The organism is Rummeliibacillus stabekisii (assembly GCF_007988965.1).
In the GTDB taxonomy this organism is placed as follows: domain Bacteria; phylum Bacillota; class Bacilli; order Bacillales_A; family Planococcaceae; genus Rummeliibacillus; species Rummeliibacillus stabekisii.
Window position 1 is genome coordinate 1,061,927 of the sequence record NZ_BJVD01000001.1, and the last position, 21,019, is coordinate 1,082,945.

23 protein-coding genes are annotated in these 21,019 nt (G+C 39.0%); 9 read left to right on the forward strand and 14 right to left on the reverse strand.

Annotated features, from left to right (window positions below; all coding sequences use genetic code 11):
* Positions 1–160: 160 nt before the first annotated feature.
* From RST01_RS05260 to RST01_RS05270, 3 genes are all read left to right on the forward strand, one after another.
* Positions 161–1,813: a peptide ABC transporter substrate-binding protein gene (locus tag RST01_RS05260; RefSeq protein ID WP_147194722.1), complete on the forward strand. Its 1,653-nt coding sequence runs from the start codon at positions 161–163 to the stop codon at positions 1,811–1,813.
* 317 nt (positions 1,814–2,130) lie between these two features.
* Entirely contained in the window at positions 2,131–2,328 is a 198-nt protein-coding gene (locus RST01_RS05265; protein ID WP_147194724.1) for a hypothetical protein, read from the forward strand.
* A gap of 5 nt (positions 2,329–2,333) precedes the next feature.
* Positions 2,334–2,666 (forward strand): hypothetical protein, encoded by a 333-nt coding sequence (locus tag RST01_RS05270; RefSeq protein WP_147194727.1) that lies wholly within the window; start codon positions 2,334–2,336, stop codon positions 2,664–2,666.
* Between the two features lie 259 nt (positions 2,667–2,925).
* Here RST01_RS05270 and RST01_RS05275 read toward each other — a convergent pair whose 3' ends face one another.
* Genes RST01_RS05275 through RST01_RS05310 form a run of 8 tightly spaced genes read right to left on the reverse strand, consistent with a single transcriptional unit; the run spans position 2,926 to position 10,173 of the window.
* The gene (locus tag RST01_RS05275) at positions 2,926–3,636 is read right to left on the reverse strand and encodes a hypothetical protein (RefSeq protein ID WP_147194730.1); all 711 of its coding nucleotides are present in this window, start codon (positions 3,634–3,636) and stop codon (positions 2,926–2,928) included.
* Positions 3,637–3,672: 36 nt separating this feature from the next.
* Positions 3,673–7,317 carry a cupredoxin domain-containing protein gene (locus tag RST01_RS05280; protein WP_147194732.1) on the reverse strand — a complete coding sequence of 1,215 codons (3,645 nt, stop codon included), beginning with the start codon at positions 7,315–7,317 and terminating at the stop codon, positions 3,673–3,675.
* An 18-nt stretch (positions 7,318–7,335) separates the two neighbouring features.
* Positions 7,336–7,620 (reverse strand): hypothetical protein, encoded by a 285-nt coding sequence (locus tag RST01_RS05285; protein ID WP_147194735.1) that lies wholly within the window; start codon positions 7,618–7,620, stop codon positions 7,336–7,338.
* A 17-nt stretch (positions 7,621–7,637) separates the two neighbouring features.
* Positions 7,638–7,928, reverse strand: coding sequence for a hypothetical protein (locus RST01_RS05290; protein ID WP_244946642.1), 291 nt, complete (start codon positions 7,926–7,928; stop codon positions 7,638–7,640).
* An 18-nt stretch (positions 7,929–7,946) separates the two neighbouring features.
* Entirely contained in the window at positions 7,947–8,648 is a 702-nt protein-coding gene (locus RST01_RS05295) for a hypothetical protein (RefSeq protein WP_147194738.1), read from the reverse strand.
* Positions 8,649–8,692: 44 nt separating this feature from the next.
* On the reverse strand, positions 8,693–9,283 hold the full coding sequence (locus tag RST01_RS05300) for an SCO family protein (RefSeq protein WP_147194741.1): 591 nt from the start codon (positions 9,281–9,283) through the stop codon (positions 8,693–8,695).
* 13 nt (positions 9,284–9,296) lie between these two features.
* On the reverse strand, positions 9,297–9,758 hold the full coding sequence (locus RST01_RS05305; protein WP_147194744.1) for a hypothetical protein: 462 nt from the start codon (positions 9,756–9,758) through the stop codon (positions 9,297–9,299).
* Positions 9,759–9,768: 10 nt separating this feature from the next.
* Entirely contained in the window at positions 9,769–10,173 is a 405-nt protein-coding gene (locus RST01_RS05310) for a hypothetical protein (protein WP_244946643.1), read from the reverse strand.
* A gap of 279 nt (positions 10,174–10,452) precedes the next feature.
* Here RST01_RS05310 and pdxR point away from each other — a divergent pair, with 279 nt between their 5' ends.
* The 6 genes from pdxR to RST01_RS05340 all read left to right on the forward strand — a co-directional run bounded on the left by pdxR (position 10,453) and on the right by RST01_RS05340 (position 16,428).
* A complete protein-coding gene (pdxR, locus tag RST01_RS05315; RefSeq protein WP_147194751.1) occupies positions 10,453–11,901 on the forward strand; it encodes a MocR-like pyridoxine biosynthesis transcription factor PdxR in 1,449 nt (482 codons plus the stop codon).
* A 4-nt stretch (positions 11,902–11,905) separates the two neighbouring features.
* Positions 11,906–12,817 carry a D-alanine--D-alanine ligase gene (locus tag RST01_RS05320; RefSeq protein WP_147194754.1) on the forward strand — a complete coding sequence of 304 codons (912 nt, stop codon included), beginning with the start codon at positions 11,906–11,908 and terminating at the stop codon, positions 12,815–12,817.
* A gap of 418 nt (positions 12,818–13,235) precedes the next feature.
* On the forward strand, positions 13,236–13,880 hold the full coding sequence (locus RST01_RS05325; RefSeq protein ID WP_147194757.1) for a class I SAM-dependent DNA methyltransferase: 645 nt from the start codon (positions 13,236–13,238) through the stop codon (positions 13,878–13,880).
* 2 nt (positions 13,881–13,882) lie between these two features.
* Positions 13,883–14,353, forward strand: coding sequence for an S-ribosylhomocysteine lyase (locus RST01_RS05330; protein WP_147194760.1), 471 nt, complete (start codon positions 13,883–13,885; stop codon positions 14,351–14,353).
* 15 nt (positions 14,354–14,368) lie between these two features.
* Positions 14,369–15,292 carry a PLP-dependent cysteine synthase family protein gene (locus tag RST01_RS05335; RefSeq protein ID WP_147194763.1) on the forward strand — a complete coding sequence of 308 codons (924 nt, stop codon included), beginning with the start codon at positions 14,369–14,371 and terminating at the stop codon, positions 15,290–15,292.
* Positions 15,293–15,294: 2 nt separating this feature from the next.
* Complete coding sequence (locus RST01_RS05340) at positions 15,295–16,428, forward strand: bifunctional cystathionine gamma-lyase/homocysteine desulfhydrase (protein ID WP_147194766.1); 1,134 nt, start codon at positions 15,295–15,297, stop codon at positions 16,426–16,428.
* Positions 16,429–16,556: 128 nt separating this feature from the next.
* Here RST01_RS05340 and RST01_RS05345 read toward each other — a convergent pair whose 3' ends face one another.
* The 6 genes from RST01_RS05345 to csrA form a co-directional block, all read right to left on the reverse strand.
* On the reverse strand, positions 16,557–16,919 hold the full coding sequence (locus RST01_RS05345) for an immunity 22 family protein (protein WP_147194769.1): 363 nt from the start codon (positions 16,917–16,919) through the stop codon (positions 16,557–16,559).
* Between the two features lie 348 nt (positions 16,920–17,267).
* Positions 17,268–17,711, reverse strand: coding sequence for an SMI1/KNR4 family protein (locus tag RST01_RS05355; protein ID WP_147194775.1), 444 nt, complete (start codon positions 17,709–17,711; stop codon positions 17,268–17,270).
* A complete protein-coding gene (locus RST01_RS05360) occupies positions 17,708–18,148 on the reverse strand; it encodes an HNH/ENDO VII family nuclease (RefSeq protein WP_147194778.1) in 441 nt (146 codons plus the stop codon). The genes RST01_RS05355 and RST01_RS05360 overlap by 4 nt, the downstream gene beginning before the upstream one ends.
* A 233-nt stretch (positions 18,149–18,381) precedes the next feature.
* The gene (locus RST01_RS05365; protein WP_147194781.1) at positions 18,382–19,317 is read right to left on the reverse strand and encodes a pre-toxin TG domain-containing protein; all 936 of its coding nucleotides are present in this window, start codon (positions 19,315–19,317) and stop codon (positions 18,382–18,384) included.
* Positions 19,318–19,829: 512 nt separating this feature from the next.
* Positions 19,830–20,660 (reverse strand): flagellin Hag, encoded by an 831-nt coding sequence (gene hag / locus RST01_RS05370; protein ID WP_147194784.1) that lies wholly within the window; start codon positions 20,658–20,660, stop codon positions 19,830–19,832.
* A gap of 145 nt (positions 20,661–20,805) precedes the next feature.
* Positions 20,806–21,018 (reverse strand): carbon storage regulator CsrA, encoded by a 213-nt coding sequence (gene csrA, locus RST01_RS05375; RefSeq protein ID WP_147194788.1) that lies wholly within the window; start codon positions 21,016–21,018, stop codon positions 20,806–20,808.
* Position 21,019 lies beyond the last annotated feature (1 nt).

The window sequence follows — 21,019 nt, forward strand, 5'->3', positions numbered from 1 at the left end:
ATAAAATGATATATTTCGATCGACGAATTATTATCACTGAAAATTCATTAAATTTTAATAAATTTAATAATTCTGTTTTATTCTACTTTATCCTTTGATATAGTATTAATAGTTACTCTTCTTAAGTAGCTAAATTTTTCATTAGATAAGGGGGATATTTATGAAGAAAAGATTTTTATCGCTTGTGCTATTATCAGCTTTAATGCTAGTACTTGCTGCTTGTAACTTCGGCGGAACGAAAGAAACAGATACCTCTTCCGGCGGAAAATCTTCTTCTGGCACTACCAAAAACGAAGATAAAACGTTAAATCTTTCAATCACTTCTGAACCACCAAGTTTAAATCCACAGTTGGCAACGGACAGTACATCTGGTGCAATCATCCGTGCAGCGTTTGAGGGTCTTACTCGTGTAGACAAAGACGGTAATGTTCAAAACGCAATGGCTGAGGACGTACAAGTAAGCGATGATAAATTAACGTACACATTCAAGTTACGTGATGCAAAATGGTCAAATGGCGATCCAGTAGTAGCTGGCGACTTCGCTTACGCTTGGAAATGGGCATTAGATCCAAAGAATGCTTCTGAATATGCTTCAATCCTTTACCCAATCAAAGGTGCAGAGAAATTTAATGGTGGAAAAGGTTCTGCTGATGATTTAGGCGTTAAAGTAGTTGATGACAAAACATTAGAAGTAACACTTGAAAACCCAACACCTTACTTCTTAGAATTAACAGCATTCTATACGTATATGCCTGTTAATGAAAAAGTAGTTAAAGACAATAAAAAATGGTTCGCTGAAGCTGGCGACACTTATGTAACTAACGGTCCTTTCACATTAAGCGACTGGAAACACAATGACTCAATCACTCTTAAAAAGTACGCTGATTACTGGGATAAAGACAACGTAGCTTTATCTACTGTTAACGTTAAAATGGTTGAATCTGAAACAACTGCAAACCGTATGTTTAAAAGCGGCGACCTTGATTACTTAGGTTCTCCATATCAAACGGTTCCACTTGATGCAATGGATGGTTATAAAAAAGACAAAACTTTAAAATCTACTCCATATGCAGCGATCTATGAATACAAATTCAATACAAAAGGTAAATACACTAAAAATGCGAATATCCGTAAAGCATTATCTTACGCAATCGACCGTCAAGGTTTAGCTGATAATGTACTAAAAGGCGGCCAAAAACCAGCATTGAGCAATGTGCCAATCGCAATCGAAGGTTTTGAAGATGAAAACAACAAATTCAAAGACAACGATATCGATGCAGCGAAAAAAGCACTTGAAGAAGGTATGAAAGAATTAGGTATCAAAAAAGCTAGCGATATCAAAATTGGCATTTCTATCAACACAAGTGAAGCACACGCTGCTATCGCACAATATATTCAAGAAGGCTGGCACAAAAACCTAGGTATCGAAGTGAAAATGGATAACTCAGAATGGCAAGTATTCCTTGATAAAGTAACTGCCCTAGATTATGACGTAGCACGTATGGGCTGGATCGCTGACTTCAACGATGCTTACACATTCCTAGAACGTTATGATACTGCTAAAAATGGTAACAATGATACTGCTTGGGAAGATCCAAAGTACAAATCTTTACTAGTTTCTGCAACAAAAGAAACGGACGAAAACAAACGTCTTGATTTATTAAAAGAAGCTAACACAGTGCTAGCTGAACAAATGCCAATCGCACCAATCTACTTCTATGTAAACAACTATGTAGAAAAAGATTATGTGAAAAACATGGCACCAAACAAGCTAGGTGAAATTGACCTTAAAGCTGTAGATATCGAAAAATAATTTTAAAAACTGCTTTCAATGTTTATTCGTTGAAAGCAGTTTTTTTATGTTTCATATCATGGTTAATTAAGCTTATATATATTATGTAACTCAGAACATGTTCATAAAGTGTTTTGAGATTTATAAATTCGGCTTTCCCCATACAAAGTCTAGAGCACTTTTCCAACCATATGCATTTTTTCGCGTGTATATTTTACCCTATCCCGTAAAGTTGTTGTATTTGTCCATGCCTCATTCAAATCTTTTCATATGATATTAATAACCAAGGACTTAACATTCTTGGCATTAATTAACGTGAAAGGAGGGAAATAAGATGAATGACGTTTGCCCAACATGTGGCAGCCATAAATCATACCATGCTATCACTCATCATTGTGATGGTATGTCGTCTCACGACCATAAGTGTAACTGCGACCATAAGTGTAGGCAAAGTTCTCACTCCTGTTGCGACTACTGCCATTCCCATTATCATTGTAGAAGATCTATCTGTGATGAGGATTTCAGCATTCGGCTAGGTGGCTTGCAAAATGGACTAAACTTTCGGTTGAGGCAATTAATAGGTTGTAAAGTTGAATTCTTAATGGATAACGGCAACACCTTATATGGTGAAATCCGCCATGTAGGATCTAACTTTGTAGAGATTATGGAAGAAGACTACAAACCACCAAAAATAGTTAAAGATAAAGTCATCGAAGAAGTATCTTCTAATGATGAAATAATCGAGAAGCCTCCTTCTGATATTAAAAAGAAGAAGAATAAAAGAAAAAAGAAAAATAATAGAAAAAAGAAGCATATGACCATTTTTTCTATGGATAAAATTATGGATATAAAATATCGTTGTAGCTGCCATTAACCGCTTTAACTTCTCTTTGATGACTCTTATTGAAGAAAGTACTGAAAGTAACATTTAACCTATACTTGCACACCAAAATAATTCAACATTTCTTATTTTGTAATTGCTTAATGCTCATCTATTGAGGCATTAGTTTCAGAGAAGAAGGATAATCAGGCAGTCAAAAACAACGTCCATTGGCCGCACTAAAATATTTGCATTAAGGAAGAAATTAAATAACTCAGCCGCTAAGGATTCCTCCTTTTGCGACTGAGTTTTTTTAAGAAATCGACTCTTTCATTTTTTTAATTAAGATGAGTTTTGCTAAAGGAATTATTCTGAGCTCTTTTTCTATTTTTAACACAATAGAATCTTTGTTAACATCTGTTACAAACCCTTTTAATTCTATACCATCGAAGGTAAGTTCAATTCTTTTTGCTTCCAAAGATAATAAATATATGGGTAATCGCATACCGAAAAACAGATGAAGCAGCTCTGGCGAGGAAGAGACGACTTCTCCAAAATGATAAGCCACTTCTCTCCTAAAACAAGAGTCCACGTCTCTTAATGACGCTTCGTGTATAGGTACAGCATATCTGCCACATGGTTTCACTTCATTAATCACGCTGTACGGAATAATCACCTCTTGCTTTTCATTCAGAAGTACGACAAAATCAAACCCGGCAATTTGGACATGCCCTTCTACTTTATTATCTGTATTTAGAGTAACTTCCACATACAGTCCTTCCAAACCCCTAAACGCATTGCGGTAAATTTCTTGGGGGGATCTTTCATTAAGGGCCAAATCGAGAAGCAGTTCATTTGCTGCAGCAATTTCATCCTCTACATCTTTTAATTTTTCAATAGGAAGGCAGCTCGTTGGCGAAGGATAGGTTGGCGAGAGCATGTTGGGCGGGCAGCATGGATTCTGAGAGCAAAAGTCTTCTATTGGAGATAGTTCGACAAGCGGTCGTTCATATTTACTTCCCATCTGTGTCACCTCCTTTCTTTAACAGCAAAGGATTCTTTATTCATTAATTGGTGGCAAGTATTTTTGTATTTCTTTGTGCACACGCATGATCCCCCACATGCCTTGTTCTAAATCCCATCTTATATTGCCAGCTCGATACATAAAGTCACCGGAATAACCCCCAATGGCACCTGCTCCTCCTAGGAGCTGCAAATTTCTAAGCCCGCCTGCCACATTATGACCTACAAATGATTCAACACGAGAATCCATATCTTTTACATCAAAGAGCCATCTGTGGCCATGGAGGTGGAATGTGTGAGACCTTCTTCTTTCTGCCGGCGTAATAAGGCGGATTGTAACGGGATCGCCTGTATATGCTTCAAATACAGGTGTCGCTGGATCGCCAAATACGATAGATGAAAATAATTTATGAAGAACAGGGTTCTTGTTATAACGGTTAATTAAGCGTTCACAACGATAATTAAAGCCTCGTGAGCCTTGATCATATGTGTCTACTAAATCCTCTTTATCCAAATCTGGAGGAGGCAATAAAATTCCATCAATAGGATCGATAATTAGCTCATCATTTTGATCAAGAAGCCTAACACCATCATGAATGAGTAAAACATACTCTCTTACATCCGGAAGAAGAGGGTTCCTTAATATCACATTCGCACCTGACCGGACCGGCTTTAATGTATAAGGATCCACATATTCTGTTCCTCTCGGCTCAGCAATAAAGGCTCCAAAGGCCCCTTGCGATTTATGATTGCGAATATCTGCCATATCCCATAATCCACAGGCACCTAATTGAGAATCTACATACCAGCGATATGTTCTTTTTTCTCCCGGCCCTACTGTTTGATCTCCATTAAATCCAACCGTTTCTCCAGCGGAAGTTTGAACATCATAATCTACTAATTGTGGGTGCAGTGAAATCCTTAATGATGGTGGATAAAATGCCTGCTCTTTCACCTCTGGATATGGATAGATACCATCCTTGAATGGAAATAGATCAAATTTCAGCTTACTCGTCAATGTTACATCCACTGTATCCCCCACATTGGCTCGGATTACAAGTGGCTCTGCCTTCTTTTTACCTTGCAAAATATCTTCCATATCTTCTTGAAGTGCAAAAATAATGCCGTACGGGTCATGGTCGCCAAAATCGTTATAGGTTATTGGGACTTGAAAAGCGACAATATCGAAAGTCCGTATAGGACCTTTCGCTGGGAGGAGTGTTGCTTTCTTTGCAGGCGGTGGTTTCTTTCCAGTACACTCCGGCAAAGGCCTTGATTGCTTCATAGGCATCGGTCGATCTGACAAAGGAATCAAATCGGGCACTTTTTCTTTATATGCTCGGATTAACCCCCAAAGGCCATTCCATAGATCCTCTTCAGTTTCAAAAGCCCACAGATAATCTCCTGGTCTTGGAATAAATGTTTCAAAGGTGAAAGACTCAGAAATCCCGATGTGTTGCTGACAGTCTAACCGTGAAGAGAGATTTCCACGTTCGTTGAGCCATCTTAAACCATGGACATTAAAACTATGCGACTCTTCTTGCGCGCCTTGCAAAAGCCTTATCCGTATGGGATCGCCTGCATATGCACGCAGTATTGGCGTGACTGGATCACCGTGCGTAAATGAACTAAAACTATAAGCGGGATCACACTCTTTCCCTAATCGGAATTGCAACGGTTCGTTTTTATAATTTACACCGAATAAGCCAGGATCATCTTGAGAGCCCGGAAATTTTGGAGGATTGAGTGGCTTGCCATCTTTGTCAAACAGTAAAGTAAAGTCTTGTGCAAATAGTGCAAAGTCTCGGTAATTTGGTATGAGCGGATGATTGACAGTTACCTGCGTACCACGGTCAACCTCTTCTCCTGTGGCTGGATTAAGAAATTCAGAAAATCTTGGATGTACTACACCTGATCCAAAGACGCCATGTTGCTGATGGCTCAATGGGAAGAGATGGTCATGGAAGAACCATGCCTTCAATTCAACGTCCGCATAGTAAGAATAGCGGATTGTTTCACCCGGCAATACAGAAGAATCATAATTCCACCCCACATTCGCACCATCACATACCAGTACATCAAACTTTACAAAGTGAATATGAAAACCGGTCTCATATGTTCTGGTAACTAATTGGAAAGCATCACCATCAAGAATATGAGGCAACCTGTTAGTAAAATTAATCTTAATGCAGGTGTGAGCAGAAGCATGAATAACAAGTGGCTCTGGCTCTTTCTTTCCAGAACAGACATCTTCCACATCTTCATCTAACACATAAATACGCCCTTTTGGATCATGCCAGCCTTCTCTATTGTAAATAATCGGCAGTTCAATTATAGAAACATTGAATTCTTTGACGGGTGTTTCTTCAGGGCACGGGTCTGTAAATACGGCACCTGGGCGCGGTTTTTCAATCGCTGCATGACGTTCCAGCTCTGTCATGTCCCTTCCACCAACAATACCTAAAGGCGGTCTTGGCGCTTTATTCCCTACTTTGCCAGGAATAAAATTCGGGAAGCCAGGTTTTTGCTTCGTTGGCTTGGGTGGCGGCGCCCGATCAGGCAAGGGCTGCAATGCTTTGATTGGTACACCGTTCGGATAGCATTGACTCCCATCTTGCAGGGTATCAAAGATTCGATTCATCCCCCACATCCCCGCTGCGAAATGCGGATATAAATGACAGTGGATGATGATATCTCCAAATGAGCCTTGAAGGCTTCCTAATCCATATAGTGGATCTATTGTATAGTGAGATTGTGGGCTGATGGCTTGGGCATCAACAATGGTTGATGATAAGTCTTGCGGATCTTCAAACCATTGATGGACGTGGTAATGAAAGACATGTGTTTCCTTTTGCCCACCGTGGAATAGGCGTATCCTGGCGGGATCTCCTACGTACCCCCGTAATATAGGAGCAGATGGATCGCCGAAGACCCATGAATCATGATGCACCTCTTCTCCGACACAGTTAGGGCACACCACGCCTTCAGAAATTAACTGAGCACGTCTATTTTCCGGCTCATATCTGTAATTGGCGCCATGAAATGATTCTTCCTCTTGATTGGTGATATGATTGATAGGTCGGTTTCCTGTGACATCATTGATCTCCATCTCATCATGGAACATCCACACATACTCTCTGTGAGAAGGCAGCAATGGATGATGAACATCCGCATACATTCCGCTATTCATTGGCTTGCCCGATACTGGATCTGTCCACCAGGAAAATCGATTTTCAACACATAGTCCCCCAAAAAGTCCATTCGAATTGGATCCATTTTTGCTGCTTGAGGGGTTACCTAGATCTGCAAAGAAATAGTTTCCTTCTTCCAATGCATGTATCCGGTATATTATCGAATCACCCGGGGCCACTGTACTATCCTTGTTATAGCCGACACTTGCTCCATCTGCATTACAAACATCGTACTCTGCTTCATAAAAATGCATACCTGTATGGAATGGCAGTTTATTTTCAAATTGAATCTCTACAATATCGCCGGCGTTCGCCCGAATAACCAATGGCTCTACTAAATCCACCGGTGTAAAAGGATTTTTCTTGACCAAGTCTTTTACTTTTTGCTCATTCTCTTTTAACACATACATCATGCCATTCGGATTATGGTCGCCAAATGTGTTGACCACAATCCGAATTGGAATAGCGACGACATGATATTTTCTCTTCATTTAACCTCCTCCGTCTCTTTAACCTTTCAACTCAGGGATACTTGGGCCAATATTGGTTTCAATGTAAAAAACACTGATGGAATCAATGTGTACGCTCCATTCTTTCCCCTCTAGCTCAGCAACGCTTGTTGTTTCAACATCTAGCACAACAATATCTTCAATGACTTCTTTTATCTTTCCAATAAACATAAAGGGGAATGCTTGCGTTAAGATAAATACTCTTCGATTCACGTTCTTTTTAAAATGTTTTGTCACTGCTTCATGTCTTCGCTCATTGATCATTTTCAATCGTTCTTTTTGCATTTGTTCATCCTCCTGCACTAGGTTAGTGGAAAGGCCATATCACTTGGAATTTCTGTTGAAAAAGCAACAATTTGTTCAAGTGGAATACTTAAAGGAAGTGGAAATTCATAGAAAGGGGCGTTCACCATTTTGATAATGACGGGTGACAAGGTAAGATGTCCCAATTGGATATCAGAAACTTTACCTGCAAATATGGGCCTAAATACTTGACCCAGAAGGTTTAGCTGCACTGCTCTTGTTATAACCAGCACTTCCTCCCCTTTCAACTTTTGCATATAATCTACTAGCATTTCATCAGCTTGCTTCACGCTATCTCCTCCTCGTGATTAGAAAATCGCTTTTATCATTTCCCTCCAAAAGGTAAAAAGCCTTACGGTCGCAACAGAATGTATATCATTAAGAGGAATTACACTCTCCGCCTTCAAAAGTTTAAGATATAAATGGCTTTTATCAGTTCGATTAATCTTTCCATAATACATTTTGTCATCTGTTCGAACTTCTACAGAGCACCCTTTCCAAGTATCCAGATTTGTTCTGAGTGACTCCTCAAAAAATTGTTGAACCAGCGCATCTCGTTTTGTGACTGTTTCACCAAACTTCAGAATAAGTTTTTCTCTTAATCCGTTATCATAAATATAGTTTTGATGTGCATTCGAATAAGTAGGATGACCAAAAGGAATCGTTGCAGACACAATTGAACTATAAGGAAGCCAAATACGTTTTTTCAAATTTGTAATCATCACAAAATCTCTGCCTATGGTTGCGACTTTGCCCTCCACCACTGGCTCTTCCTCTGATATAGTAATAACCACTTCTTGATTTCGCTTCATTTTGAAAAACTTCTTTAACGTTAATGTTTTACGGATAGGTTCATGGATATTAGTAATTTGAAACATATTTTGCTGACTGATATATTCTGCTAGAATTCTAGTCTCTTCTTCTGAAACCGGACTTGTCGGTGAGGAAAATGACGGAGCACTACCTGTTCCTTTTTGATTTACCAGGGGGCTATTAACCTTTTCGTTCATTTTTTTCACCCCTTATTGTTGAAGTATACAGAGTACGCAAGCTATTAATTTTCTTTTATCAGTAGATAAATATTTTCTGCAAGCTGTTCTATGTTGACAGCCTTTTGCCCCGTATTCATAGTATGGTATGCACGGATTTGATTGGCAGTGTCTGCTAAATACATAGTCGTGCTATGGGCGATTGTACCTTCTTCATCTTTTTTGTAGGCAAAATTAAAGTCGTTGATGGTTTTTCGGGTATTTTCTAAAGTTCCCCTTATAAAAATCCAATTAGCAGGAATTGGCTCAAAATGGGATGCGTACTGTTTAATCCTTCTAGAAGTATCCACTTCAGGATCCATCGTAATTAAAACTACATCATATTCAGTTTCTTTCACATTTTTTTTCTTTAATACACCCTGAAGCTCTTTTAAATCTAGCATGGTCATCGGGCAAACATCCGGGCAATTTGTGTAATAAAAAGTGATTAATTTCGGTTTACTATTGGAAAAGGAGAACTCTTTTCCATCAATGGTTTGTAGCTCAGGGTTTTCTATCTTGTGCAATTTTGGCAACTCAGCTGCTTTCGGCCAAAAGATGTACACTAATATGGCCCCGAATAAAAGCCCGCACATGATGATGACTCGTTTTTTCAAACCTTCCTCCCCCTCATACTCTTAACGAATATAAAATAAGCATGAAAACGAATAGTAGTAGAAGCGATGAAAATCCACACATTTGATATATCATAACGAATTGTTGCTGAGCAGAAGCAAGAGGAATACTGCATAATTGGGGGTTTTTCAACACTTCGCCTATCATCACTCCCATAATGCTACCTAACACGCCTTGGTAAAAACCAAGCAAAATGGAGTGGAATTTAACAAGCGCTCCAAATAAAATACCCACTACCCCACCATACATAATGCTGCATAGCACGATAAAAGAAGGGTGAATTGTGAAGGCGCTAGATATATGGATGCCTACTACCAATGCTGAGACTGAAACAGCTGCTTTTGTGATAGATGCTGCATACCGATCCCCGAATAATGCTCTTTTCCTTCGTAGGATAAAGTAACAAATAAATGTTGTCAGCATATTAAAAATGCCAAGAATTATAACTATAAACATGGCGTACCTCCTATGAACGCCTAAGTGATATAACCAATAGGGCAATCATCAAACAAATCAACCCCTCCATCATGACAATAAACAGAAACGGATTAATCAAGATTGCTCCTAACATCGGTGCCATAATACCTACCATTAAACCATTGCTCAATCCTGTCAGCATTGTCTGATAATCAAATAGCGCACCGAAAATACCTCCTGCCACCATTCCAAGAATCGTTGACAAGCAGGTAATCGCAATAAAATGAAAAGTATACTGCACCATCAGTAAAACACCTACCGAAAGGCTAAGCATACCGCCGGTAACCATGGCTATATTCATGCCTAAGTGAAAACCAACTACTTTTCGGTAACGGGACATAAACACATACAGCATGATAAAAACCAACATATTCACATATGTCAATAACTGCAAAGAAATCTCCTCCATGTCACCACCTCTTCACAAGGTATGTATATTTAACTTATAGGGTGACATCACAAGTGTTACGCTACCTTAATGGTTGATGAGAGGCCCCATCCGTAAATGTATTTCTCATCCCTACTATAATTTTCTCGATTTTTCATTTTCCCAAAGACTTTACATGGTATCTTATAGTTCCACGCCCTACCACAAGACAGTAAAAATACATATTGTGTGGACCTTTTGAAACTTGATAGGAAATGTAAAAATGTTATTAAGGGGATGAATTCATTGTTTAACGATTTTAAGCTAACGGAAGGCCGTCCTATATATATTCAACTGAAGGATTATCTTAAAAGGATGATTACCAACGGGCATTTACTTGAGCACCAAAAGCTTCCATCTACCCGCGAATTCAGCTCATTATTATCCATCAGTCGAAACACCGTTCTAACGGCTTATACAGATTTGGAGCAAGAAGGACTTATCTATGCAGTGAAAGGAAAAGGACACTTTGTAAGCCATGTTGAAACATTCAAATCCCAATCCATCCAGTTGAATTGGACAGAAAAGATCAATGAGCAAACCTTTCTAGCAGAAAAGATGGACCTTATGAAGCATGGAGTAGGCTGGAAAAAAGGAATGATCTCATTTACTAGCATTGCCCCTGATGAAAAGCTTTTTGATGTAGAAAATTTCAAAAGAGCTTTTTTAAATCGGATGTCCTTAGAGGGAGATATTGTTCTGAACTACGGTTATGCAAAGGGCTATAAACCACTTATCGAATACCTGCTTCATTACATGGAGATTAAAGGGGTCGATACGAGTAACAAAGATATTTTAATTACAAATGGATTTACGGAAGGCCTTGATTTACTTTTATCCTCTTTAAATAAAAAGAATGGCCGTCTTATTTGCGAAAATCCAACCCATCATTCTGCCCTTAAGATTTTTCAATTACACGGCTTTGAAATCGATGGAATTGAAATGGAAAACGACGGTGTTAATGTTAAGAAGTTAGAAAAATCCCTATCCGAAAAGGAATATGATTTTGCTTACTTGATTCCGTCTTACCATAATCCAACGGGCATCGTAACATCCTCAGAAAAAAGGAAGAAAATGATGGATCTGTTTTCAGCCTATCAATTGCCTATCATTGAAGATGGATTTAATGAAGAATTACGTTACTCAGGATCACATCTAGCACCGTTAGCTGCTTTTGGCGGACTTGGCAATAACGTCATATATATTAGTAGTTTCTCTAAGATTCTTTTTCCTGGCTTACGGGTTGGGTGGATTTTAGCAGACAAAGAGTTGATTTATTACTTGGAAAGTATGAAAAGAGCTCGTACCATTCATACGTCAACGTTAGATCAAGCTGTGTTATATCAATATTTAAATGATGGCTATTTTGAAAAGTATATAAAAAAAGCAAAAGCTGTCTATAAGAAAAAATATGAGCTTGCTGTCCATTATTGTAAGCAATATATCCCCTGTAAACGGATAACTGGTGACGGTGGACTACACCTTTTTATAGAACTAAATAACAATATAGATGCACAAGAGCTACTGGAAGCATGTTACCAGAAAGGCGTTATTTTTTCGTTAGGTCATGTTTTTTACACAGATAGTAACGGAAAACATACGCTGCGTTTAGGATTTTCTAGGCTACAAGAAAGCGAGATTATTCAGGGAATTAAAATTATAGGAGACATCTTAAAAACTAAATTTGGAGGTTAAACAAATGAGAGTTGGCGTCATTATGGGAGGGTTTTCTTCCGAGAAGCAAGTTTCAATCATGACAGGTGAAGAAATGATGGTCCATTTAGATAAAGATAAATATGAGGTCGTACCGATTCGTATTGAGAAAAAAGAAGACCTAATAGAAAAAGCACGGAATCTTGACGTTGCACTATTGGCGTTACATGGTAAATATGGTGAGGATGGGACAATTCAAGGTACTCTAGATACGTTAGGCGTTCCCTATACAGGAAGCAATATCTTGTCCAGCAGTTTATGTATGGATAAGAATGTTTCGAAAAAAGTCATCCGATATGAAGGCGTGCAAACACCAGATTGGATTCACCTTTCAAACACTGATGAACTTAACCTGGACGAATTAGATCAATTGGGTTTCCCTGTAGTGGTGAAACCTAATTCAGGCGGTTCGAGTGTAGGCGTAAAAGTAGTTTATGACAAGGAAACAGTGAAATCAGCGATAGCAGACGTATTCAAATGGGATTCAGAAGTGATTATTGAAAAGGTTATATCTGGTGAGGAAATCACTTGTCCCATATTGAATGGAAAGCTTTTACCGACGATTTCAATCCGGCATCAGGGTGAATTCTTTGATTACACCTCGAAATATGATGATGCAGCCACCATTGAAGAAGTGGTTCAACTCCCTATTGAAACACATAATCGTGTTGCTGATGCAGCCATCTCTTGCTATAAGGCATTGAAATGTAGCGTCTATGCCCGAGTAGACATGATGATTTACAACGGTGTTCCCTATGTGTTAGAAGTTAATACACTACCTGGATTAACAAAAAATAGTCTAATGCCGAAAAGTGCAGAAGCAGCAGGTATACCTTACTCTCAATTGCTTGATTCTATTATTGATAGTTCACTTCAAGCTAGGAGAAACGAAGCTTAATTGTGGGGATTGTGATCCTTAAAAAAAGAGGAACCTATAGTTGGTTCCTCTTTTTGTGGAATTAATGATTTTTTCCTTACAAAAGACTTTTTAAAATCAAAAAGGAATTCTCTCAACGGGAAGAAAACTTAGGAGTTAGTCTATTCCCTAATGACTATGGAGATTTGAAGACTACAATCAAAAAGTTTGGTATAAACATATATTAAAACAACTCGAATGGTAAAAACATTCCAAAGAGTTAGCGGATATAAAAACTAATTCCACAGAGGAGTAGTTTTTGTGCTTGCTGTATGTGTAATAATTCTTCACCATTTTGTTATTCCGAAAAAATAGGTATTTGACAATCTTGATTTTTCTGAAAACATCTGGTAGTCTATTTTTAATTCCTAGTAAATTAATCTGAAAAGAGGGGATGAGTATGGGAAGAGAATTTAACGACTTGTTTGATCAATGGGCCCAGACATATGATGGAACGATTTCGGGCCATGATCTTGAATATACAGAAGTGTTTACAAGGTATGATGAGATTTTAGAGGAAGTGGCAGACCGAGCATCCGGTTTTGTTATTGAATTTGGTGTCGGAACCGGCAATCTGACGAGCAAGCTTGTCAGCAAAGGAAGAGAGGTCTATGCTGTTGAACCATCCTCAGGGATGAGAGAAAAAGCAAAGGAGAAGCTCCCTGATCTCACACTGATTGACGGTGATTTTCTTCAGTTTCCCGATCCTCTCGTAAAAGCCGATGCAATTGTCAGCACCTATGCCTTTCATCATTTGACAGATGAAGAGAAAGATAGAGCGATTGGCCGTTTTCATGAAGTGCTCAATGAGAATGGGAGAATCGTTTTTGCTGACACTGTTTTCTTGGACGATAATGCCTATAAAGAAAAAATCAAAGAGTCCGAGGAAAAGGGATTCTTCCGGCTTGCCGAAGATTTAAAGAGTGAGTACTACACAACCATTCCGGTTCTGACCAAATTATTCGAGAAGAATGGTTTTTTAGTAAAATTTGAGCAGCAAAATGAGTTTGTCTGGCTAATAGACTCAATAAAAAAGGAGAGATAACTATGGCAGCACAGCAAAAGATGAATGTAGAAAGCTTTAATCTCGACCATACAAAAGTAGCAGCACCCTATGTCCGACTTGCAGGTGTCAAAGAAGGGATCAACGGAGATGTCATCCGCAAATATGATATTCGCTTTTGCCAGCCGAACAAAGAGCATTTGGAAATGCCTGCTTTGCACTCGCTTGAGCATATGATGGCAGAATTCAGCCGGAACCATTCCGATAAAATTGTCGACATTGGACCAATGGGCTGCCAAACAGGCTATTATATGGCGTTAATCAACCATGATGATTATGAAGAAGTACTCGTTATTCTTGAAAAAACGCTGAATGATGTGCTAGTAGCGACCGAAGTACCTGCCTGCAATGAGGTACAATGCGGCTGGGCAGCGAGCCACAGCCTGGAAGGTGCAAAAGAAGCAGCAAGAAAAATGCTGGCAAAAAGAGACGAATGGTCAGAAGTATTTGCCTAAAAATGAGGGAGCAACATGAAGTACGCAAAAAACATTCAACAATTGATCGGTCATACTCCGTTGCTTGAATTGACTGCCTTTCCTTTGCCTGAAGGAGTCAGACTGTTTGCCAAATTAGAATTTTTCAATCCTGGTGGCAGTGTAAAAGACCGGCTCGGCCAGTATTTGCTTGAACAGGCTTTTCGTTCAGGAGAACTTCAGAAAGGTGGCACGGTGATTGAACCAACCGCTGGTAATACTGGCATCGGTTTGGCGCTTGCAGCCATCCATTACGGGGTGAAAGCTGTGTTCGTCACACCAGAGAAATTTAGCCAAGAAAAGCAAATTTTAATGAAGGCACTTGGAGCAAAAGTGGTGAATACGCCGACAGAGCTCGGGATGGAAGGTGCCATAAAGAAAGCAGAAGAGCTTCTTCAAACAATCCCTAATTCCTATTATCCAGGACAATTTCGGAATGAATGGAACCCTGCCACTTATTATGAAACACTCGGTCCTGAACTTGTGGAAGCAATGGACGGACAGATTGATATATTCGTAGCGGGAGCTGGATCAGGCGGGACATTTACCGGAACCGCCCGCTATTTGAAGTATCACGTTCCCGATGTCCGCTGTGTCGTGGTAGAACCTGAAGGCTCCATATTGAACGGCGGAAAACCAGGAAGCCATGAGACAGAAGGAATTGGCATGGAATTCCTTCCCCCATTTATTGATACTACATTGTTCGATGGAATTCATACGATTTCTGATCAGGATGCATTCCATTATCTAAGGGAAGCCGCAAGATTAGAAGGCCTTTTGGTCGGGAGCTCTTCCGGTGCTGCCCTGGCTGCGGCGTTGAAGGAAGCAGAACAGGCGGCTCCAGGAAGCCATATTGTCACTATTTTCCCTGATAGCAGCGAACGATATATAAGTAACAGAATATATGACGAGGTGAAATAAAGATGAAAAAGAAAACACAATTAATACATGGTGGAATCAGCAGTGACCCATATACTGGTGCAGTTTCAATACCGATCTACCAGTCGAGTACATTCAAGCAGGACGGCGTCGGCAATTTCACATACGAATATGCAAGAACAGGCAACCCGACGAGAGAAGCGTTGGAAAAGCTGATTGCTGATATTGAAGGCGGTGCTCGGGGATTTGCATTCGGATCTGGTATGGCCGCCATTTCAGCAGTTGTCCATCTGTTCTCATCTGGCGACCATCTGATCTTAACTGATGACGTGTACGGTGGTTCCTTCCGTGTCATGACGAAGGTATTCAACCGTTTTGGCATTGAAGTTTCGTTTGTAGATACAACAGATCTAGATGCAGTTAAGGCGGAGATTCGTCCTGAGACAAAGGCCATCTTTGTGGAGACGCCTACGAATCCTCTATTGAAAGTGACGGATATTAAGGCGGTCAGCGCAATTGCCAAAGAGCATCATTTACTGTTCATCGTTGACAACACATTTAGCACGCCTTACTGGCAGAACCCGATTGCACTAGGTGCGGATATTGTCCTGCATAGTGCGACGAAATATCTTGGGGGTCATAGTGATGTCGTGGCAGGCCTCGCCGTTACGGCAACAGAAAAGCTCGGAGAAGATCTTCATTTTATCCAAAACTCTACCGGTGGAATATTGGGACCGCAGGACAGCTGGATCTTGATGAGAGGCATAAAAACGCTCGGTATCCGTATGGAGGAAATCGAATCGAATACAAAAGCGATTATAGAGATGCTTCAAGAAGAGGAAGCAGTAGGCAAAATCTTCTATCCGGGTCTTGCAGATCATCCGGGACATGAAGTCCACCAATCCCAAGCTGGCGGATTTGGAGGCATGGTCTCCTTTACCGTGGAAAACGAAGAGAAAGCGCGAGAAGTTGTGAAAAATGTTCGCTACTTCACATTGGCAGAAAGCCTCGGTGCTGTCGAAAGTCTAATCTCCGTTCCACCTCTCATGACACATGCTTCTATTCCACGAGAACGGAGACTAGAACTGGGTATTGAAGATGGACTTGTACGGATTTCGGTCGGACTGGAAGATGCCGAAGACCTTGTGGATGATTTGCGCTCTGCTTTGCGTAAATAAGGATTACTAAAAAGCTGCGGAATTTTATTCTGCAGCTTTTTTGTGTCTATAGTTTTGTTATTCTGAGGGCGAAAATTCAGGATTAGCCTATACAACAGCTAAATCAATTCTCAATACCTAGGGTTCTCTTATTCATAATTTGTAGTAGCAATAAAATCAAAATCGCCATTTGATCTAATTTCATTATTATATATTAAGATTACTGTATTATATGATTTCTTTAGATTTGTATTTTTCTTGATTTTTGGAATGATAATTTCTTCATAAGAACACCCATCTAATAATACTGAAAAATCACTACTACTATTCTTATAGACAGCTTTTTCTATAGTAACCTCATCTGTTTCATCCATATCAATCCTAAAATCAATAAAGAATTGGGAAGGGACAGACTCGCCATCCTCATCATATGTTATATCAACATGCTCTTCTATTGAGTTCTCATCGTTAATATTCCCTAACCAAATTGAAACCCAGCCTTGTTTTTCCATTATTGTTTCCTCCTATTTTAATCTTAGACCTTGAGGTAAAGACGAAACCCCACCCGCTAATCTATAATTAGCCCAATTATTCAGCCTTCTAACAAAGGAATGATAGTCGCTAGAAGTATCTATTATTGCTAATAATTCATTATGTACTTTAGTTGAGCCCAATCCTCCATGAATACCATTTCGATTTACAAATTTCACCTTTGATAGTGGAACCTACTAGAGCTATGAGTTATATTAAATCAAAGATGATTTTATTTTCTAAACACAAAAAACACTTGCTGCCTACTAGTGCCATCAAGTGTTTTAAAGTTTTTTTAGTTTATCTTATTACAATTAATATCCTAAATGCTAAAAATGTATATTTAATTCTTCACGGATTGCTTTTTCTAAATATTCCTCAAAATTCTCTGCTATAATTTCTTTCCCACCGAAATTAAAATCAAATGTAATAATTTCTGTATTCGGAGAATTAAAGCCTACTGGATTTCCCGCACCATCGATACCAATAGCAGTAAAATCCTCATACCCTTTAGGGAGTGCTTTTCTAAATTGTAGAGATTTCTCAACAAATGATGGCGTCGCAACAAACTCTGCCTCTTTCAATCCCAAAACAATAGCCTCACCAACTGCTCCAGAACCATATCTCAAAAGAAATTCTTTAAAATCCTCTGGCAATTTTACTTTTAGTTCATTCTCTGCTTGGTTTACCTCCTCAATATTTAGAGGGCCTCCAAAGGCTTCAGGGCACATTTCAAACTCTTCATCGATAGTATTTATTATTTCTAGCTTCATTCAATAATCCCCCTTTTAATCATTTCATTGGCATATCTCGCCTTCCAATATTCTTTACGCCACTTATTAAATTCTATTCTAGCTTCTCCACTGCCAACTCCACCTGAATTTCCAAATGGATGTTGTCTTTTATTACCTAAATCATGGTATCTATTAGGCATCTCAATTATTGTTCCCTCAACTTTTTGTTCATGTTGATGGAGTATAATTGTATCATTTGCTCCATCCTTTGGTGAATAACCTTTTTTAAATGAGTATATCAATTGTTTATCAGACATATGTGTTAATGAACGCTGTGCTTTCACTTCAAAACCTCTAAATTTTGCTGTAAATTTATAAGTTTGCTCATAGCCTTCTAGCGCTTGGTGTACATCCTTAGGTGATAATTTATAAATATCTTTTGTTGAATTTATTTTACCAGCACCCTTACCAGCCAAAACCCCATCCTTCTCCGCCTGCTTGATCGCTAAATACTCATCTGCTTTCGCAGGGAGTTTTCCAGATGGAAGACCTCGTTCTATACCGGTGACTACATTTCCAGCGTTTGTTTGAACCGCACGGACTTCGATTGGACGGAGAGCATTGTCAATAAATTTGGCGGATTCACGGACTGTTTGTTGGCCTGTCTTTGATGTGACTGCAGCGAGAACGGGATGCTTCAGGGTAAATTTCAGCTGATCGCCATGGGCTTTTCCTGATTCCTCGCATGTTCCAGTGTCGACTTTAAGGCAGATCCCCCTGCATTCTCAACAGTTTTATAGGCTGATTTCATTACATTCGCAAGAGCTGGCATATTTTTTAATAAGGCTTTTCCCGCAGCTGCACCAGCACCTGGCACAATCGCAAAAGCGCCTCTTACAAGGCGTTCGTTATCAGAGAGTTTTCTGCCGGATATGAGATCTTCCCCCGTGATGGCACCACCGACATCAATGGCCGTATAGGCAGCACCGGCTACAAGTCCAGCGGGTGGACAGACAATCGTTAAGCCTACCACAACCCCTGTAGCAATTAAATTAAACCAAAATTCCTTCTTCTCTTGACCCGCACGGATTCCTTCATATTCAAAGGCCCCACTATTTAAAGAGGCTGTTTCATAATCCTCCTGGGAAGCTTTGACATCTGGATTTTCCAGCTTCCACGCCTCATATTCAGCTTTCAGGTTATCAGAATACTCCGTGTCGGCTTCATATAAATCCGTTAGCTTGATTTCCTTTTTATCATGTCTATAAAAAAAGGGACCTGTCTGAACGTTAATCGTATTCGCTGTTGTGTACGCAGAAACATTCATATCCGCCATCTTTTGCATGTATTCATCGATGCTTTTATAGAACGGTTCGTCTACTTTTTCATCTATAATTTTACCAATTCTCTTGGCATAATCATATAACTTTTTGTACTTCTCGCGTATGGGTTTCGCTTCTGGTTGGTATGTCTGGGGGTTAAAAGAAATGGCTCTATCGATATCTTTGTCTGCTATTTCGCTCTTCGAGTCCTTAAATAGGTCATCTGAATGCTCGTACTTATTGTCATACTTGTGCGCTTCATTCACTTTTTCCAGTGCCGAAGCTATACTCTTCCACTTTGCCTCTTCATAGAGAATCTCCACCTACTGCAACACCTCTTAAAACAATTGGGAAGCAATCATTACATCTCCTCAATTGTAAAAAATTTATAATTATATTTTAAAAAAGAGAAATATAGGCGTCAATGAGCATTATAGTTTAGCAGTTATACCAGCAAAGCATAATATTCTAAAATCAATCATATTAAGTTGTTAAAAATGCAGGAAATAGATAGATGACTTAATGTTATGCATGCAAAGATATCTATTTTGCAATCAGTTGATAAGTATTTTGGTATATATTTAAATTCTTAATTAACCATAATTAGACTTTCTCAAAAAAGTAATTAATATTTTATAATAACTACATTATAAAGTAGGTAAAATTACCTTTTTATGTATTAAACATTCAAACATTTAAACATTTAAACATTTAAACATTTAAACATTTAAACATTTAGATTTTAGCACCTTTTAAAAATTCAAAAGTAAATAAATAAAGACCCTAGGATAATCCCTAGAGTCCTTTTAAATTAATCTAAGCGACTATGCTAAGATTAACGAAGTAATTGAAGTACACCTTGTGGCTGTTGGTTAGCTTGTGCCAACATAGCTTGAGCTGCTTGAGAAAGAATAGAGTTTTTAGTTTGCTCCATCATTTCTTTAGCCATATCTACATCACGAACACGAGATTCTGCAGCAGTTAGGTTTTCAGAAGCATTGTTCAAGTTATTGATAGTGTGCTCTAAACGGTTTTGGTTTGCACCAAGTTTAGAACGAGCAGCAGAAACTGTTTTAATTGCAGTATCAACTAACGCAATATCAGTATCAAATTGACCAGTAGTTCCATCAGGAGCTAAAGCACTTACCCCTAAATCAGCTGCACTGAATCCTTTACCTGTTCCAGCATCAATAGTTAATTGAAGTGTTTGCGTTGCATTAGCACCAATTTGGAAATCCTCTTCAAAGCTACCATCTAATAATTTTTTACCATTAAATTCTGTACGAGTAGAGATACCTGTTAACTCTTTATTCAATTCTCCAATTTCATCTTTGATTGCTGTAAGGTCTTCTGTAGCTAATGTTCCACCATTACCAGCTTGAACGATTAGTTCACGTTGACGTTGTAGGATAGAATGAGTTTCACCCAAAGCACCTTCAGCAGTTTGGATTAAAGAAATAGCGTCTTGAGAGTTACGAGATGCTTGGTCTAATCCACGAATTTGGCCACGCATTTTTTCTGAAATTGATAGTCCAGCAGCATCATCACCTGCACGGTTGATACGAAGACCAGAAGATAATTTCTCCATTGATTTTGATTGTGCATTTGTTGCACTATTCAATTGGCGGTGTGTGTTAAGAGCTGCAATATTGTGATTGATAATCATTATAATTTCCTCCTTGGAATATACAATCCACATCCTTGTGGATCTCAGTGTTTTGACAGGGAATTAAGCCGGCCGGTCTCTTTTCCCTGTTACATACTTACTATCGGAGCATTACGTAATTGTTTAATAGTTTTAGTTAAATTTTTTACTTTTTCTTTTTAAATATATCTAAATTTTGGAGCACCGCTTCCGTATTAGATTGTGACACTTCTGTTCGGAGTTCTCCCCGTACTATTCCAATGTTTTTAGGAGCTTTGATACCAAGTTTAATTTGGTCCCCTTTAATTTCAGTGATGACAATTTCCACGTCGTCCCCTACCCAAATAGTTTCGCCGACTTTACGTGATAGTACTAGCATC

What these genes read in the sequence shown, in the direction of transcription:
- RST01_RS05260 (WP_147194722.1), top strand. Translation starts at nt 161, where the DNA reads ATGAAGAAAAGATTTTTATCGCTTGTGCTATTATCAGCTTTAATGCTA.
- RST01_RS05265 (WP_147194724.1), top strand. Translation starts at nt 2,131, where the DNA reads ATGACGTTTGCCCAACATGTGGCAGCCATAAATCATACCATGCTATCA.
- RST01_RS05275 (WP_147194730.1), bottom strand. Translation starts at nt 3,636, where the DNA reads ATGGGAAGTAAATATGAACGACCGCTTGTCGAACTATCTCCAATAGAA.
- RST01_RS05280 (WP_147194732.1), bottom strand. Translation starts at nt 7,317, where the DNA reads ATGAAGAGAAAATATCATGTCGTCGCTATTCCAATTCGGATTGTGGTC.
- RST01_RS05285 (WP_147194735.1), bottom strand. Translation starts at nt 7,620, where the DNA reads ATGCAAAAAGAACGATTGAAAATGATCAATGAGCGAAGACATGAAGCA.
- RST01_RS05295 (WP_147194738.1), bottom strand. Translation starts at nt 8,648, where the DNA reads ATGAACGAAAAGGTTAATAGCCCCCTGGTAAATCAAAAAGGAACAGGT.
- RST01_RS05305 (WP_147194744.1), bottom strand. Translation starts at nt 9,758, where the DNA reads ATGTTTATAGTTATAATTCTTGGCATTTTTAATATGCTGACAACATTT.
- RST01_RS05320 (WP_147194754.1), top strand. Translation starts at nt 11,906, where the DNA reads ATGAGAGTTGGCGTCATTATGGGAGGGTTTTCTTCCGAGAAGCAAGTT.
- RST01_RS05325 (WP_147194757.1), top strand. Translation starts at nt 13,236, where the DNA reads ATGGGAAGAGAATTTAACGACTTGTTTGATCAATGGGCCCAGACATAT.
- RST01_RS05330 (WP_147194760.1), top strand. Translation starts at nt 13,883, where the DNA reads ATGGCAGCACAGCAAAAGATGAATGTAGAAAGCTTTAATCTCGACCAT.
- RST01_RS05335 (WP_147194763.1), top strand. Translation starts at nt 14,369, where the DNA reads ATGAAGTACGCAAAAAACATTCAACAATTGATCGGTCATACTCCGTTG.
- RST01_RS05340 (WP_147194766.1), top strand. Translation starts at nt 15,295, where the DNA reads ATGAAAAAGAAAACACAATTAATACATGGTGGAATCAGCAGTGACCCA.
- RST01_RS05345 (WP_147194769.1), bottom strand. Translation starts at nt 16,919, where the DNA reads ATGGAAAAACAAGGCTGGGTTTCAATTTGGTTAGGGAATATTAACGAT.
- RST01_RS05355 (WP_147194775.1), bottom strand. Translation starts at nt 17,711, where the DNA reads ATGAAGCTAGAAATAATAAATACTATCGATGAAGAGTTTGAAATGTGC.
- hag (WP_147194784.1), bottom strand. Translation starts at nt 20,660, where the DNA reads ATGATTATCAATCACAATATTGCAGCTCTTAACACACACCGCCAATTG.
- csrA (WP_147194788.1), bottom strand. Translation starts at nt 21,018, where the DNA reads ATGCTAGTACTATCACGTAAAGTCGGCGAAACTATTTGGGTAGGGGAC.